13 protein-coding genes and 1 riboswitch are annotated in these 13422 nt (G+C 69.7%); of the genes, 10 read left to right on the top strand and 3 right to left on the bottom strand.

The window, feature by feature from the left end; translation table 11 throughout:
• The first annotated feature begins 122 nt into the window (after window positions 1-122).
• Window positions 123-1049, top strand: coding sequence for a helix-turn-helix transcriptional regulator (locus J3R73_RS29980; RefSeq protein ID WP_307436175.1), 927 nt, complete (start codon window positions 123-125; stop codon window positions 1047-1049).
• Here the strand turns inward: J3R73_RS29980 and J3R73_RS29975 are convergent.
• Window positions 1030-1917: a LysR family transcriptional regulator gene (locus tag J3R73_RS29975; protein WP_307436173.1), complete on the bottom strand. Its 888-nt coding sequence runs from the start codon at window positions 1915-1917 to the stop codon at window positions 1030-1032. The two genes, J3R73_RS29980 and J3R73_RS29975, sit on opposite strands and share 20 nt — an antisense overlap.
• Window positions 1918-2015: 98 nt before the next feature.
• Between J3R73_RS29975 and J3R73_RS29970 the strand changes: the two genes are divergently transcribed.
• Window positions 2016-3077, top strand: a complete 1062-nt coding sequence (locus J3R73_RS29970; protein ID WP_370880050.1) for a YeiH family protein — start codon at window positions 2016-2018, stop codon at window positions 3075-3077.
• A 69-nt stretch (window positions 3078-3146) separates the two neighbouring features.
• Here J3R73_RS29970 and glsA read toward each other — a convergent pair whose 3' ends face one another.
• Complete coding sequence (gene glsA, locus J3R73_RS29965) at window positions 3147-4130, bottom strand: glutaminase A (RefSeq protein WP_307437805.1); 984 nt, start codon at window positions 4128-4130, stop codon at window positions 3147-3149.
• A 356-nt stretch (window positions 4131-4486) separates the two neighbouring features.
• On the opposite strand from glsA, the gene J3R73_RS29960 reads away from it, so the two are divergent.
• Both J3R73_RS29960 and crcB read left to right on the top strand, forming a co-directional pair.
• On the top strand, window positions 4487-5341 hold the full coding sequence (locus tag J3R73_RS29960) for an amidohydrolase family protein (protein WP_307436171.1): 855 nt from the start codon (window positions 4487-4489) through the stop codon (window positions 5339-5341).
• A gap of 47 nt (window positions 5342-5388) precedes the next feature.
• A riboswitch (Fluoride riboswitch) is annotated at window positions 5389-5448 on the top strand.
• A gap of 121 nt (window positions 5449-5569) precedes the next feature.
• Window positions 5570-6010, top strand: coding sequence for a fluoride efflux transporter CrcB (gene crcB / locus J3R73_RS29955; protein WP_307436169.1), 441 nt, complete (start codon window positions 5570-5572; stop codon window positions 6008-6010).
• Window positions 6011-6064: 54 nt separating this feature from the next.
• Here the strand turns inward: crcB and J3R73_RS29950 are convergent, their stop codons facing one another.
• A complete protein-coding gene (locus J3R73_RS29950; protein ID WP_307436167.1) occupies window positions 6065-7255 on the bottom strand; it encodes an ROK family transcriptional regulator in 1191 nt (396 codons plus the stop codon).
• Between the two features lie 193 nt (window positions 7256-7448).
• Between J3R73_RS29950 and J3R73_RS29945 the strand changes: the two genes are divergently transcribed.
• The 6 genes from J3R73_RS29945 (at window position 7449) to J3R73_RS29920 (ending at window position 13276) form a co-directional block, all read left to right on the top strand.
• Window positions 7449-8525: a Gfo/Idh/MocA family protein gene (locus J3R73_RS29945; RefSeq protein WP_307436164.1), complete on the top strand. Its 1077-nt coding sequence runs from the start codon at window positions 7449-7451 to the stop codon at window positions 8523-8525.
• Window positions 8525-9358, top strand: coding sequence for a sugar phosphate isomerase/epimerase family protein (locus J3R73_RS29940; RefSeq protein ID WP_307436162.1), 834 nt, complete (start codon window positions 8525-8527; stop codon window positions 9356-9358). The genes J3R73_RS29945 and J3R73_RS29940 overlap by 1 nt, the downstream gene beginning before the upstream one ends.
• A gap of 56 nt (window positions 9359-9414) precedes the next feature.
• Window positions 9415-10161 (top strand): alpha/beta fold hydrolase, encoded by a 747-nt coding sequence (locus J3R73_RS29935; RefSeq protein ID WP_307437804.1) that lies wholly within the window; start codon window positions 9415-9417, stop codon window positions 10159-10161.
• The gene (locus tag J3R73_RS29930) at window positions 10158-10862 is read left to right on the top strand and encodes a ribulose-phosphate 3-epimerase (RefSeq protein WP_307436159.1); all 705 of its coding nucleotides are present in this window, start codon (window positions 10158-10160) and stop codon (window positions 10860-10862) included. The genes J3R73_RS29935 and J3R73_RS29930 overlap by 4 nt, the downstream gene beginning before the upstream one ends.
• Before the next feature lie 3 nt (window positions 10863-10865).
• A complete protein-coding gene (locus tag J3R73_RS29925; protein WP_307436157.1) occupies window positions 10866-11825 on the top strand; it encodes an ROK family protein in 960 nt (319 codons plus the stop codon).
• A 602-nt stretch (window positions 11826-12427) separates the two neighbouring features.
• On the top strand, window positions 12428-13276 hold the full coding sequence (locus J3R73_RS29920) for a class I SAM-dependent methyltransferase (RefSeq protein WP_307436154.1): 849 nt from the start codon (window positions 12428-12430) through the stop codon (window positions 13274-13276).
• The last annotated feature ends 146 nt before the right edge of the window (window positions 13277-13422 follow it).

Raw genomic sequence — 13422 nt, 5'->3', positions numbered from 1 at the left:
CGGGGAGGCCGACAAAGATGTTTTTGTCGGCCGCCGTCGTCGCGGAACGGACCCTCGCATGGCGGAAAAGGCGCAAACAGAACTGGCGTTATCCTGGTACTGGCACTACTATCATCGGCATCATGGACACCCGGCCCGCCACGCACGACAATCGCCGCCGCGCCTTTGCGGCGTTCCTGCGCAGCCGCCGCGAAAGGCTGGCGCCGGAGGATGTCGGCTTGCCGCCGGGGCTGCGGCGGCGCACGCCGGGCCTGCGGCGCGAAGAGGTGGCGCTGCTCGCGGGCGTCGGCACCACCTGGTACACATGGCTCGAACAGGGGCGGGACGTGCGCCCGTCGCGCGAGGTGCTGTCGGCGCTCGCCAAGGCGCTGCGGCTCGACCCGACCGAGACACGGCATCTGTTCCTGCTCGATGACCGGGCACCGCCCGAAACGCGCCGCTCCGGGCCGGAAATCGTGCCGGTGCCGCTCCTGCGCATGCTCGACAGCATGCGGGGCCAGCCGGCCTATGTGCTCGGCCGCCGCTGGGACGTCCTGGCCTGGAACCGGGCGGCGGTCGCCGTGTTCGGCGACTATGAACGGCTCGACGGCGATGCACGCAATATCATGCATATGGTGTTCGCCGACCCGGACCACCGCCGGAGGATGGTGGATTGGGACGGGCTGGCGCCGGCCTCGCTCGCCATGTTCCGGGCCGACAGCGTCCGCTATGCCGGCGATCCGGATTTCGAGCGGCTCATCGCCATCCTGAAGGCGGCGAGCCGGGAATTCCGCGCCTGGTGGCCGAAGCAGGAGGTGCTGCGGCCCTTCGGCGGCCACAAGCGCATCGACCACCCGGGCGCCGGACGCATGGTGTTCGAATATACCAGCCTGGCCGTCGCCGAGCAGCCCGACATGAAGCTCGTCGCCTACACGCCGCTCGAGGAGGAGCAGACGATCGGCAAGCTCGACCGGCTGCTGGCATCGCTCGACGGCCGGCCGGAGGCACGCGGCGCGGCCCCCCGGGACATGCCGTCTCCCGGTCGGCGCCTCACCCGCCCTCCTGCGTGATCGCCATCTCAAGCATGATCGAGGCCTTCGTGCGGTAGCGTTCCTTGTGGCGCAGCAGGCGGAAGGCGCGCGGCGGCATGTCGAAGCCGACGCGGACGAGGCGGCCCGCCTGCAGGTCCGGCCCGGCGACGAGCTCCGACATCACGGTGGCGTAGGGCCCGGCGCGCACCGCCGAGCGCACCGCCTCGTTCGAGGGCAGCACCAGCGCGACGTTGAGGGCGGCGGCGTCGACGCCGCGCGCCGTGAGCGCGCTCTCGAAGGCGGAGCGCGTGCCGGAGCCCGCCTCGCGCATGATCCAGCGCGCCGTGGCGATGTCGTAGGCGCGGATCTCGCGGCCGTCGGCCCAGGCATGGCCGGGCGCCACCACCACGATCAGCCGGTCATGCGCCACCACCCGCGACGACAGCGCCGGCTCGTCGATGGCGCCCTCGATGAAGCCGATATCGGCCTCCCCCTCCAGCACCGCCTGCGCCACGCTCTGGGTGTTGCCGATCTCCAGCCTGAGGTCGATGGCCGGATGGACGTCGTGATAGCGCGCCAGGAACGGCACCACCCAATAGCTCGCGATGGTCTGGCTCGCCTGCACCGTGAGCGAGCCACGCAGGCCGGCGCCGAGCTCCGACAGCGCCAGTTCCGCCGCCTTGGCCGAAGCCAGGGTGGCGCGCGCCGCCGGAAGGAACTCGCGGGCGGCATCGGTCAGCTCGATGCGCCGGCCTACGCGGTGGAACAAGGTCGCACCGTAGCGCTCCTCCAGCACCCGGACCGCCGAACTCACGGCCGAGGGCGTCAGATGCAGCATGCCGGCGGCCCGGGTGAGGTGTTCATGCTCGGCGACGGTGACGAAGATGCGCAGCTGTTCGAGGGTCATGCCGGAACCGTTCGATTGGATCGAACGAAACCTACGATATTTCGAAATGGATTGAACAGCGATTTCGGCCGAAAACAGAGCGGATCGAAAGGTGCGACATGAGTGGTATGAGCGGCATGAGCGGCAGGCTTCGCGACATCGTCCCCGGCTTGGGCCTGTGCATCGTCGTCACCGCCCTGGCGATGGCGGCCCAGCTCGTCGAGGCCCGTATCTTCGGCAAGGCGTGGCTGGAGGCGCTGGTGCTCGCCATCCTCATCGGCGCGCTGATCCGCACCTTCGCCAGCCCGGCGGCCCGCTTCAGCCACGGCATCACCTTCGGGGCCAAGACGCTGCTGGAGGTCGCCGTCGTCCTCCTCGGCGCCTCCGTCAGCGCCGCGGCCATCGCCGATGCCGGCCCGGCCCTGATCCTCGGCATCTTCGGCGTGGTGGCGACCTCGATCCTGTTCAGCTTCGGCATCGGCCGCGGCCTCGGCCTGCCCTATCGCATGGCGCTCCTCGTCGCCTGCGGCAACTCGATCTGCGGCAACTCCGCCATCGCCGCCGCCGCGCCGGTGATCGGCGCCGACGGCAAGGACGTGGCGGCCTCGATCGCCTTCACCGCCGTCCTCGGCGTCGCCGCGGTGATCGGCCTGCCGCTGCTGGTGCCGGCGCTCGGCCTGTCGGCGGGACAATATGGCGTGCTCGCCGGCCTCACGGTCTATGCCGTGCCCCAGGTCCTCGCCGCCACCGCGCCGGTCGCCGCCCTCAGCGTGCAGATCGGCACGCTCGTCAAGCTCACCCGCGTGCTCATGCTCGGCCCGGTCATCCTCGTGCTCGCCCTCATCGGCGAGGGCCAGCGCAAGCTGGCGCATGCGGCCGACGCGGCGGCCGGCAGCGTGCGCGCCCGCCCCTCCCTCGGGCAGATCGTGCCCTGGTTCATCGTCGGCTTCCTGGTGATGATGGCGCTGCGCTCCTTCGGCCTGCTGCCGCAGGCCTCGCTGGAGCCGATCGCCTCCGCCGCCAACACCCTCACCATCCTCTCGATGGCGGCCCTCGGCCTCACAGTCGACATCCGCGCCGTCGCCAAGGCCGGCCCGCGCGTCACCTCGACGGTGATCCTCTCCTTGCTGGGCCTCGGCGCCATCAGCTACGCGCTGATCCTCGTGCTGAAAGTGGCCTAGAACCCGGCGGAACTCATCGTCCAGCCTGCCCGGCTCGTCCCGATCGGCATCCGTGCAGTGACCCGCCGGTCAGGTGATGAAGCGGCCGAGCAGGGACGACCCCACATTGGTGCAGTCGAAAGCGTGCAGCCCGAGCTCGTCCGAGAGCGCGGCGACGGCGGCGACCCCGCGCACCGAATTGCCCTTGCGGTCGAGGCGCGGCGAATAGGTGCCGATGCCGAGCTGGCGGTTGACCACGCCGACGATGCCGCCGCCGACGCCGCTCTTGGCGGGAATGCCGATGTCGTAGATCCAATTGCCGGAATAGTCGTACATGCCGCAGGAGAACATCACGGCCTGGGTATCCCGCACGGCCTGCAGCTCGAAGACCTGGTCGCCGGTCATCGGGTTCTCGCCCATATTGGCGAGCGTCGCGCCCATGCGGGCGAGGTCGACCGCTGTCACCAGGATCGAGCACTGCCGGAAATAGAGATCGACGATCGCCTCGACCGCTTCCGAGATGATGCCGCCGGCTAGCAGCAGATGGGCGATCGCCCGGTTCCTGTGCCCGGTCTCCGATTCGGAGCGGTAGACCTTCTCGTCGAAGCCGAGCGGCCGCCCGGCGGCGCGCGAGAAGCGGTCCATCATGAAATCGAAGGCGCCATCGCCGAACCGGTCGTGGAGAATGCCGGCCACCGTGATGGCGCCCGCATTCACCATCGGATTATAGGGGCGGCGCGTATGGGGATCGAACTCGATGGCGTTGAAGGCATCGCCGCTCGGCTCGACGCCGACGCGCTGCAGCACCTGGGCCCGGCCGATCTGCTCGATGGCGAGACAGTAGCCGAACGCCTTCGACACCGACTGGATCGTGAACGCCACCTCCGCGTCGCCGACGGCGTACACCTTGCCCTTGGCGGTCGCGATCGCGATGCCGAAAGATTCCGGCTCGACCCGCGCCAGCTCCGGAATATAATCGGCGAGCGCACCGTCGCGTTGATCCAGCCCGCGCCGATAGACGTCGTCCAATATAAATTGCAGCTCGTCTCTATGGTCGGGCGGCGCGATGTTCATGCTCAAGCGTTCGATCCGAAATTCCGGGAACAGGGACAAGAATAGATTTTAGACGCAAATTGAAGGTCGGAAAATTGCTTTCTCGGACCGGCGCCGCACGTTTATTATGCAAGTAGCGGAAATTTTGATAAATATTCATGCAGTATGGCGCCACTATAAGAGTTCCGTCCGGGCCATGCGGCCGGGATGCGCCGTCCTCCGGTTCCCTGCCGCCGGCGGGCGCCATGCCCGCGGCCGTCGCCGCCGGCCTCGGGGGCGACCCGGCCCCTTCGCGCGCTCCCCCCTTTTCAACAGCCGCGCGCTCGTCGTAGCGGTAGGACCGCCAAGCGCCGGCAACGCGCCACAGGGAGCTGAAAATGCCCGATTTCCCCATCATCGACGCCCATGTCCACCTCTATGACCCCGCCGCCATCCGCTTCGACTGGATGCGGCACGACCCGCTCCTCAACAAGCCCCACGGCCTTGCCGAGTTCGAGCGCCTGACGGCCGGCGTCGAGGTCGACGGCGTCGTCTTCGTCGAAGTCGACGCGGCCGAAGGCGGCCATGTCGACGAGGCGCGCTGGGTCGAGGCCGAGATCGGCGGCGACAAGCGCCTGAGGGGCATGGTCGCCTGCGCTCCGCTCCACAAGGGCGCCGCCGTCGAGGGCGACCTGGAGGCGCTCGCCGCCCTGCCGCATGTCCGGGGCATACGCTGGCTGCTGCAGAAATATGTCGATTCGCCCGGCTGGGCCCTTCAGCCCTCCTTCGTCGAAGGCGTCAGGCTTCTCCCGCGTTTCGGCCTGTCCTTCGACCTGTGCATCTTCCACCCGCAGCTGAAGGATGCGATCGCGCTCGTCCGGGCCTGCCCGGAGGTGCGCTTCGTCATGGACCATATCGCCAAGCCCGGCATCAAGGCCCATCTGTTCGAGCCGTGGGCGAGCGACCTCAAGGCCCTGGCGCAGGAGCCCAACGTCGAATGCAAGATCTCGGGCGTCGCGACCGAGGCCGACCACGCCGCCTGGACCGAGGAACAGATCAGCCCCTATATCCGCCACGCCATCGACTGCTTCGGCTTCGAGCGCGTGATGTTCGGCGGCGACTGGCCGGTCTCCGAGCACGCGATCCGCTATGCGCACTGGGTCGGCATCGTCGACCGCGTCTGCGCGGGGGCCTCGCGGGACGAGATCGAAAGGCTCTATCGCGGCAATGCGACCCGCTTCTACCGGCTTTGACCGGCAGCGGCGATTGACGCCTCCCGCCGGGCCGCTGTAGAAACGACGGGCCTGATGGGGATGGAGTTCCCCGAAACCGCCGCAAGGCTGATGACTCCTGCCAGGTGCTTCGCGCCGGCGGGCGTTCGTATCGATCTCCCCCTCCGAAGCGCCCGGACAAGCCTGGGACCGCCGGCCGGCAACCGGCCGTTCCGGGAAACCCTTTCGCTCCCATGCCTCGGAGGCTCCATGCCCGGCTCCCTGTTGACCACATTCTGGATCGCGCTCGGCGGCGCGCTCGGCACCGTCGCCCGCTACTGGGTCGGCATGTGGATGGCGCCCTACAGCCAGTCCATGCCGTGGGGAACCATCGTCATCAACATTGCCGGCTCCTTCGCCATCACCTTCTTCGGCACCCTGACGGTGATCAGCGGGCGTCATCCGCTGCCGGAGACCTGGCGGCTCTTCTTCATGGTCGGCATCTGCGGCGGCTTCACCACCTTCTCCTCCTTCAGCCTGCAGACGCTCGACCTGCTGCGCCAGGGCGCGCCGGAGCGGGCGCTCGCCAACGTCGCCATGTCCGTGCTGCTCTGCCTCGCCTCGGCGACGCTGGGCTACGCGGCGGCCCGGCACCTCAATGGCGGCATCGGGCAGATCGCCCAGACGCGGGTGGAAGAAGACGTGTCGTGAGGGGGCGTGCCGGCGCCCGCCTGTGAGGCCGGCGCAAGGCGGCCCTCCGCGCGGCTATGTGCCGATCTCGATGTTCGAGACGTCCAGCGCCTGGTGATGGGCGATGGTGGCGGCGCCGACCGCGCATTCCATCGCGCCGAGCGTCGACAGGCGGATCGCCGGCCGGAGCATGCCGGGCAGGATGCCGGCGCCGACCGTGTCGCCGATGGCGGCGAGCCGGGCGGCGAGCACCGGCCGCATCGAGCCGCCGAGCACGATCGTGCTGGGGTTGAAGATGTTGACCAGCGAGACGAGGCCCAAGGCGAGATCGCCGGCGATCGCGTCCATCGCCGCGCCGGCGCTGCGGTCTCCCGCCGATGCAGCCGCGGCCACCGTCGCCGGCAGGGCGGACAGGCCGTCGACGCCGAAGGCCTGGCCCGGCCTGTAGGCCCGGTCGAGCGCGGCGATGTTGACGAAGGTTTCCAGGCACCCCCGCTGCCCGCAGGAGCAGCGGATGCCGGCGCCGTGGATGCGCATATGGCCGAACTCGCTGCCGGTGCCGCTGGCGCCCCGGAGCAGCCGGCCGTTGACGATGGCGGCGCCGCCGCAGCCGGTCCCGAGCTTGAGGTAGATGATGGTGTCGGCCTGCAGTCCGGGCTGGGTGTAGACCTCGCCGAAGGCGGCGGCATTGGCGTTGTTCTCGACGAAGACCGGCAGGCCCAGCGCCGTCTCGGCCAGCGCCTTCAGGTTCTGCTCCTTCCAGCCCAGGATGGGCAGATGCACGACGAAGCCGTCCGCGCGCACCAGGCCGGGCACGGTGATGCCGACCGAGCGCAGGCCCGCCCCCAGGCGATCGCGCCGTTCGAGATCGCGGACATGGCCGGCGATGATCCCGGCGGCGGCAGCAGGGGTCACGGTGCTGGCGAGAGCGGCGGTGTGCGTGTCCACCACGCCGAGGGCAAGGTCGACCAGCGCGAATCGCACCACGCCGACGCCGATCTCGGCGCCGAGGAAGCAGCCCCCGCCCGGATTGAGCGCGATGGCGACGCCGGGCCGGCCGACGTCGCGCCGTGCGCCGTCGTCCCGCACGGCGCGCTGCTCGACGACGAGGGCGCCGGCGATGAGGTTGTCGACGAGGTTGGTGATCGTGGCCGGCGTCAGCGACAGGCGGCGGGCGAGTTCGGCGCGCGGCATCGCCCCCTGCAGGCGCAGCTGCGTGAGGATGCGCCGTTCATTGACGTAGCGGGCGAAGGTCTGGTCGGCCATGGAGCGGACTTCGGGAGTGTCAGGCGGCCTGAGGCGTCGTGCCGATGGCCTCGATCTCAGGTGCCTGTCTATGGGCGGGCGGGGGACGCGCCGGATTCCTCATGCTCATGGCCAACTCCATCCTGGGCAACAAAAGACTTGCCACAATTAATTTAGATAGTAAATAAATAGACGTCGAAAAGGAGAATCCGCCTTGCCGAAGAAGGATGACCGCCGCCTGAAGGTCGGCGTGCTCGGGTGCGGGCCGATCGCCCAGGCCGCCCATTTCGAGAGCTGCACCAAGGCGCGCAACGCCGATCTCCATGCCATCTGCGACGTCGCGCCGGATCTGCTGGAGCGCATGGCCTGGACGCACAAGCCCGAGCGGACCTTTTCCGACTACGCCGCCATGCTGGCGGACCCCGAGCTCGACGCCGTGATCGTCGCCACCTCCGACGCCTTCCACGTGCCGGCCTCGATCGCCGCGCTGGAGGCCGGCAAGCACGTCCTGTGCGAAAAGCCGATCGGCACCGGCGTCGAGGAGATCGAGACGCTGCGCCGCGCCGTCGCCGCCAGCGGCAAGGTGCTGCAGGTCGGCCATATGAAGCGCTTCGACGCAGGGCTGGAGGCCGCCAGGGACTTCATCGACGCCGAAATGGGCCGGATGCTCGCCCTCAAGGCCTGGTATTGCGATTCGACCCACCGCTACCCCATGACGGACGCCGTCCAGCCCCTGATCGTGACCAGCAGCCGGGCCCGCAAGCCGGCCGGCGACCCGAAGGCCGACCTCGAGCGCTATTACATGCTCGCCCATGGCAGCCACCTCGTCGACACCGCCCGCTATTTCGGCGGCGAGATCGTGGAAGTCGAGGCGCGCTTCCTGGAACGCTTCGGCGCGCGCTGCTGGTTCGTCGACGTCGCCTTCGCCGACGGCGCGCTCGGCCATCTCGATCTCACCGTCGCCGTGCGCATGGACTGGCACGAGGGCTTCCAGATCTATGGCGAGAATGGCAGCGTGGTCGGCAAGACCTATAATCCCTGGTACTACAAGACCAGCGAGGTCGACATCTTCCGCGAGAAGGACGCCGTGACGACGCGCGTCCTCGGCGCGGACGGCCATTTCTACCGCCGCCAGCTCGAAGGCTTCGCCAGCGTCGTCCTCGACGGCGCGCCGATGCGGGGCGCGGACATCGAGGACGGCGCCGCCTCGGTCCGGGCGATGATCGCCATCGCCCGCTCCGCCGAGGCCGGCCGGCCCGTCCGCCTGGCGGATGTCTCGGGAGACCTGTGATGCAGCTCGGCATCTTCGCCAAGACCTTCAGCGGGACCATGCCGGATGCGGTGATGAACGCCGCCCGGCTCGCCGGCTACCAGGCCGTGCAGTACAACATGGCGTGCTCGGGCCTCGCCTCCATGCCGTCGGCGATTCCCGACCAGGCTGCCGATGCGGTGCGGGCCGCCGCCATCGAGCACGGCATCGCCGTCGTCGCGGTCTCCGCGACCTACAACATGATCCATCCCGACCCGGCCGTCCGCGCGCGGGGACACGAATCGCTCCGGGTGATCGCCGGCTCGGCCCATCGGATGGGCACGCGCCTCCTCACGCTGTGCACCGGCACGCGCGATCCCGACGATCAGTGGCGCGCCCATCCCGACAACGAGGCGCCGCAGGCCTGGGGCGACCTGCTCGACGCCATGACGGTCGCCGTCGCCGTGGCGGACGAGCACGACGTCGATCTCGGCATCGAGCCGGAACTCGCCAATGTCGTGAATTCCGCCGCCAAGGCCCGCAGCCTGATCGACGAGGTCAACAGTCCGCGGCTCAAAATCGTGCTCGACCCTGCCAATCTGTTCGAATCCGAGCCGCTGGACGCCCAGCGCCGCATCGTCGCCGCCGGCATCGCTTTGCTGGCCGACCGCATCGCCCTCGCCCATGCCAAGGACCGCGACGCGCGGGGGCGCTTCGCCACCGCCGGCACCGGCGTGCTCGATTACGACCACTACCTCAAATGCCTCGCCCATGCCGGCTTCGACGGCCCGCTGGTGACGCATGGGCTTGCCGCCGGCGAGGCCTCCGACGTCGCCCGCTTCCTGCAGCAGCAGATCGCCGGGCTTCCCGCGTGAGCGGCGTCTTCGCGCAGGGCGGCCTGAAGCTCGCGGTCGCCGATCGGGGCGCCGGCATGCCCATGGTCTTCCAGCACGGGCTGTGCGGCGACGCGGCCCAGCCCGCCGAGGTCTTCCCCTTCGACCTGCCCGGCCGCTGCCTGACGCTCGAATGCCGCGGCCACGGCGCCTCCGAGCCGGGGGATGACGCCGGCTTCTCGATCGCCGCCTTCGCCGAGGACATCGCCGCCTGGATCGAGACGCTCGGCCTCGCCCCGCTCGCCATCGGCGGCATTTCGATGGGCGCGGCGATCGCCCTGCGCCTCGCCGTGACCCGGCCCGACCTCGTCCGCGCGCTGGTGCTCGCCCGGCCGGCCTGGGTCACCGAGGCCGCGCCCGCCAACATGGCGCCCAACGCCGTCGTCGGCGACCTGCTGGCCCGTTTTCCCGCCGACGAGGCACGGCGCCGCTTCGAGGCCCTCGACCTCGTCCGCGACCTCGAAGCGCAGGCGCCCGACAATCTCGCTTCCCTGCGCGGCTTCTTCGCACGCTCCCCGCAGCCGGTGACCGCCGCCCTGCTCTCGCGCATATCGCGGGACGGCCCGGGCGTGACGCGCGCGGCGGTCGCCGCCCTCGCCGTGCCGACGCTGGTGATCGGCCATGCCAGGGACGCCGTCCATCCGCTGAGCCATGCCGAAGCCCTGGCGGCACTCATTCCCGCCGCCAGGCTCGTCCGCATCACGCCCAAGGCCGAGAGCCGCGAGCTCTATCGCCGGGATTTCAGCGCCGCCCTCGCCCAGTTCCTTTTGGAGACCGCCCCATGAAGCCCCCTTCCGGCTGGCTGGACACCCTGCCCGCCGACCGCCTCCTCGCCGAATTCTCGCTGTGGTCGGCCGATCTCGGCCGTCTGGCCGACGACATCGCCCGCGTCGAGCCGCATGTCGACATCTTCCACATCGACGTGGCGGACGGGCATTTCTCGCCATCCATGCTGTATTTCCCCGATCTCGTCGCCGCGGTGCGCAGGCAGACTGCCAAGCCGCTGCATGTCCACCTGATGACGGCCGACGCCATCCTCATCGACCAGATCGGACAGTTCGCCGAGGCGGGCGCCGACTTGATCAGCCTCCATGCCGAGAACGCCAATGCCGACGAGGCGCTCGGCGCCATCGAGCGCCTGGGCCTCGCCGCCGGCATGGTGCTGCAGCTGCACACGCCGGTCGCCGCCGCGGCGCCCTTCCTCGACCGCCTCGCCATGCTGACGCTGCTCGGCACCAGGATGGGCATCAAGGGCGTCGGCCTCGACGACAGCGCGACGGCGCGCCTGCGCGAAGCCCGGCGCCTGCTCGCCGGGCAGGCGCCGCGCCGCATCGTCCTCGCCGCAGACGGCGGCATTCGCGAGAATACCGTGCCCGACCTGCGCCGCGCCGGTGCCGAGACCATCGTCATGGGCTCGCTCGCCTTCGGCGCGCCGGACCTCGCCGCTCGCATGGCCTGGGTGCACGGGCTGGAACGGGAGGCCTGAGCCATGCGGCGGCGCGCCCTCGGCATCGATCTCGGCGGCACGCAGGTGCGGGCCGCGCTCGTCGACGCGGACGGCGCCGTGCTCAGGCGCGCTTCGGCCCGCACCGATGTCGGCGGCGGGCCCCCCGCCATCCTCGCCCAGTTCGCCCGGCTGATGGCCGAGATCGGCGCCGATACCGCGACGCTCGCCGGGGTCGGCGTCTGCGCGCCCGGCCCGCTCGACAGCGCCACCGGCACCTTCATCCACGTGCCGACTTTGCCGCGCTGGGAAGGCTTTGCGCTGCGCGACCGCCTGGCCGCCGATCTCGGCCTGCCGGTCGTGGTCGAGGGCGACGCCATCGCCGCCGCCTATGGCGAATGGCGCTTCGGTGCTGGCAGGGGGCTCGACCACCTGCTCTACATCACCGTCTCCACCGGCATCGGCGGCGGCGTCGTCTCGGATGGGCGTCTCCTGCATGGACGGCGCGGCATGGCGGCCCATGTCGGCCATTTCCGCATGGCGACGGACGGCCCGCGCTGCGCCTGCGGCGCCGTCGGCTGCTTCGAAGCCTTCGCGGCGGGCACGGCGCTCGACCGGCGGGCGCGCCAGGCCGTCCTCGACCATCCGGACAGCCTGCTCGCATCCATGGCGGCGACGGACCCCGCCCATGCCGGCCATGTCGTCGAAGCGGCGCGGCAAGGCGACGCCGTGGCCCTGCGCCTGCTCGACCAGGAGGCGGCCTATCTCGGCGAGGGCATCACCAGCCTGATCCATCTCTACAGCCCCGAGCGCGTGATCATCGGCGGCGGCGTCTCCAACGGCCTCGATCTCATGCAGGCGCGCATCCACAGGGTGATCGAAGAAACCGCCATGCCCTCGTTCCGCGACGTCCGCGTGGTCAGGGCCGGGCTCGGCGACAATGCCGGGCTCGTCGGCGCGGCGGCGCTCATCCTGTTCGACGAACGACGCCGGGCGCAGGCGTGATGCACGCCGTCAGGGGCCGCCCTTGAGCAAGAGGACCAGGGTCACGGGCGAAGCGATCGCAACCGGGACTGCCCCGCTGGGACCGCGGGCGTCTCGCCCATATGCGCTAACTTTGCCGACAATAGCACGATTTTCCTTCTCCCATGCGGGACTTCGCATTTCCTGCGGAAATGCTGGGGGTGGCGCGAAGCGGCGGTTGAGGGTCTGGACTTGTGCAATTCCAGCGCGACTATTGAGCTATCTGCGTTGACGTTTAGACCCTCATCCCCCTGCCGGGACCCCAAGCATTTCCAAAGGAAATGCGGTGTCCCGAACCGGGAGAAGGCGGGTATTTCCGTTACGTTAGCGCCTATGGGCTTCCAGCCTGCATCTTCCTGAAGCGTCGAGGTTCCAAGGGCAGGCTGGAAGCCTGCGGTCCCGGGGATTATGCTGCCGGCGTGCAGGTCCCGGCCAGGAAGCCGTTGAGGCGCATCCCCAGGTCCGGTCATCCGATGCCCTGACAGGCCCTTGACGCATAGCATTTTCGACTGATTTTATGGACTATCGGCAGCCATACCGGCTGCGGCCCGTGCGGGCGAGCTTTCATGCAAAGGAATTGCTTCATGCATTTGACGCCATCGCGGTCGTTTTCCCGCCGTGCCGGCCTGGCGGCCCTCGCCGCCCTCGGCCTTGCCATCGGCATGCCGGCCGCCCGGGCCCAGGCCGTCGATCCGGCGCTCGAGGCCCTGATCAAGGGACCGCAGCGCTCGCCGGCCAACAGCGTACGCGACAAATACCGCCATCCCGCCGAGCTGCTGACCTTCTTCGGCGTCCGGCCCGACAGCACCGTCGTCGAGATCCTGCCCGGCAGCGGCGGCTATTGGACCGAGATCCTGGCACCCTATCTGAAGGCCCATGGCCGCTACATCGCCGCCAATGGCGAGAAAGCCTCGACGTCCGAAGAAACCCGCAAGGACAATGCCGCGCTGGCCGCCAAGCTCACGGCCGATCCCGCCGATTACGGCAGGGTCGAGGTCACCGAATTCGCCGCCGACAAGCACGCCATCGCCCCGCCCGGCAGTGCCGACTTCGTGCTGACCTTCCGCAACATCCACAACTGGATGGCCGCCGGCGAGACGAAGGAGGCCTTCGCCGCCTTCTACAAGGCCCTCAAGCCCGGCGGCATCCTCGGCGTCGAGGAGCATCGCGGCAGGCCCGACCAGCCGCAGGACCCGCTCGCCAAGTCCGGCTATGTGCGCCAGGACGTGGCGGTCGGCTTCGCCGAGGCCGCGGGGTTCAGGCTCGTCGGCAGTTCCGAGGTCAATGCCAACCCCAAGGACACCAAGGACTATCCGGCCGGCGTGTGGACCCTGCCGCCGACCTATCGGTTGAAGGACAAGGACCACGCGCGATACGAGGCGATCGGCGAAAGCGACCGTTTCGTGCTGAAGTTCCAGAAGCCGGCTGGCTGACGCCTGCGCGGTGCCGGTCGGAGGACCGGTGGGCGGGTCCCCTGACCCGCCTTTTTCCGCGAGCGCCGCGCTTGCGTGCCGGTCGGGGGACCGGCACACCGCCCGGCGAGCCTCGTCGGGCAGCGGGCGACGTTCCGCTTCACGGC

Source organism: Labrys monachus, from assembly GCF_030814655.1.
GTDB lineage: Bacteria > Pseudomonadota > Alphaproteobacteria > Rhizobiales > Labraceae > Labrys > Labrys monacha.
The sequence above is the reverse complement of the archived record's forward strand: the minus strand, read 5'-3'. Positions and strand labels throughout refer to the sequence as shown.

What these genes read in the sequence shown, in the direction of transcription:
- glsA (WP_307437805.1), bottom strand. Translation starts at nt 4,130, where the DNA reads ATGAACATCGCGCCGCCCGACCATAGAGACGAGCTGCAATTTATATTG.
- J3R73_RS29950 (WP_307436167.1), bottom strand. Translation starts at nt 7,255, where the DNA reads ATGGCCGACCAGACCTTCGCCCGCTACGTCAATGAACGGCGCATCCTC.
- J3R73_RS29925 (WP_307436157.1), top strand. Translation starts at nt 10,866, where the DNA reads ATGCGGCGGCGCGCCCTCGGCATCGATCTCGGCGGCACGCAGGTGCGG.
- J3R73_RS29930 (WP_307436159.1), top strand. Translation starts at nt 10,158, where the DNA reads ATGAAGCCCCCTTCCGGCTGGCTGGACACCCTGCCCGCCGACCGCCTC.
- J3R73_RS29970 (WP_370880050.1), top strand. Translation starts at nt 2,016, where the DNA reads ATGAGTGGTATGAGCGGCATGAGCGGCAGGCTTCGCGACATCGTCCCC.
- J3R73_RS29935 (WP_307437804.1), top strand. Translation starts at nt 9,415, where the DNA reads ATGCCCATGGTCTTCCAGCACGGGCTGTGCGGCGACGCGGCCCAGCCC.
- J3R73_RS29960 (WP_307436171.1), top strand. Translation starts at nt 4,487, where the DNA reads ATGCCCGATTTCCCCATCATCGACGCCCATGTCCACCTCTATGACCCC.
- J3R73_RS29975 (WP_307436173.1), bottom strand. Translation starts at nt 1,917, where the DNA reads ATGACCCTCGAACAGCTGCGCATCTTCGTCACCGTCGCCGAGCATGAA.
- J3R73_RS29980 (WP_307436175.1), top strand. Translation starts at nt 123, where the DNA reads ATGGACACCCGGCCCGCCACGCACGACAATCGCCGCCGCGCCTTTGCG.
- J3R73_RS29920 (WP_307436154.1), top strand. Translation starts at nt 12,428, where the DNA reads ATGCATTTGACGCCATCGCGGTCGTTTTCCCGCCGTGCCGGCCTGGCG.
- crcB (WP_307436169.1), top strand. Translation starts at nt 5,570, where the DNA reads ATGCCCGGCTCCCTGTTGACCACATTCTGGATCGCGCTCGGCGGCGCG.
- J3R73_RS29940 (WP_307436162.1), top strand. Translation starts at nt 8,525, where the DNA reads ATGCAGCTCGGCATCTTCGCCAAGACCTTCAGCGGGACCATGCCGGAT.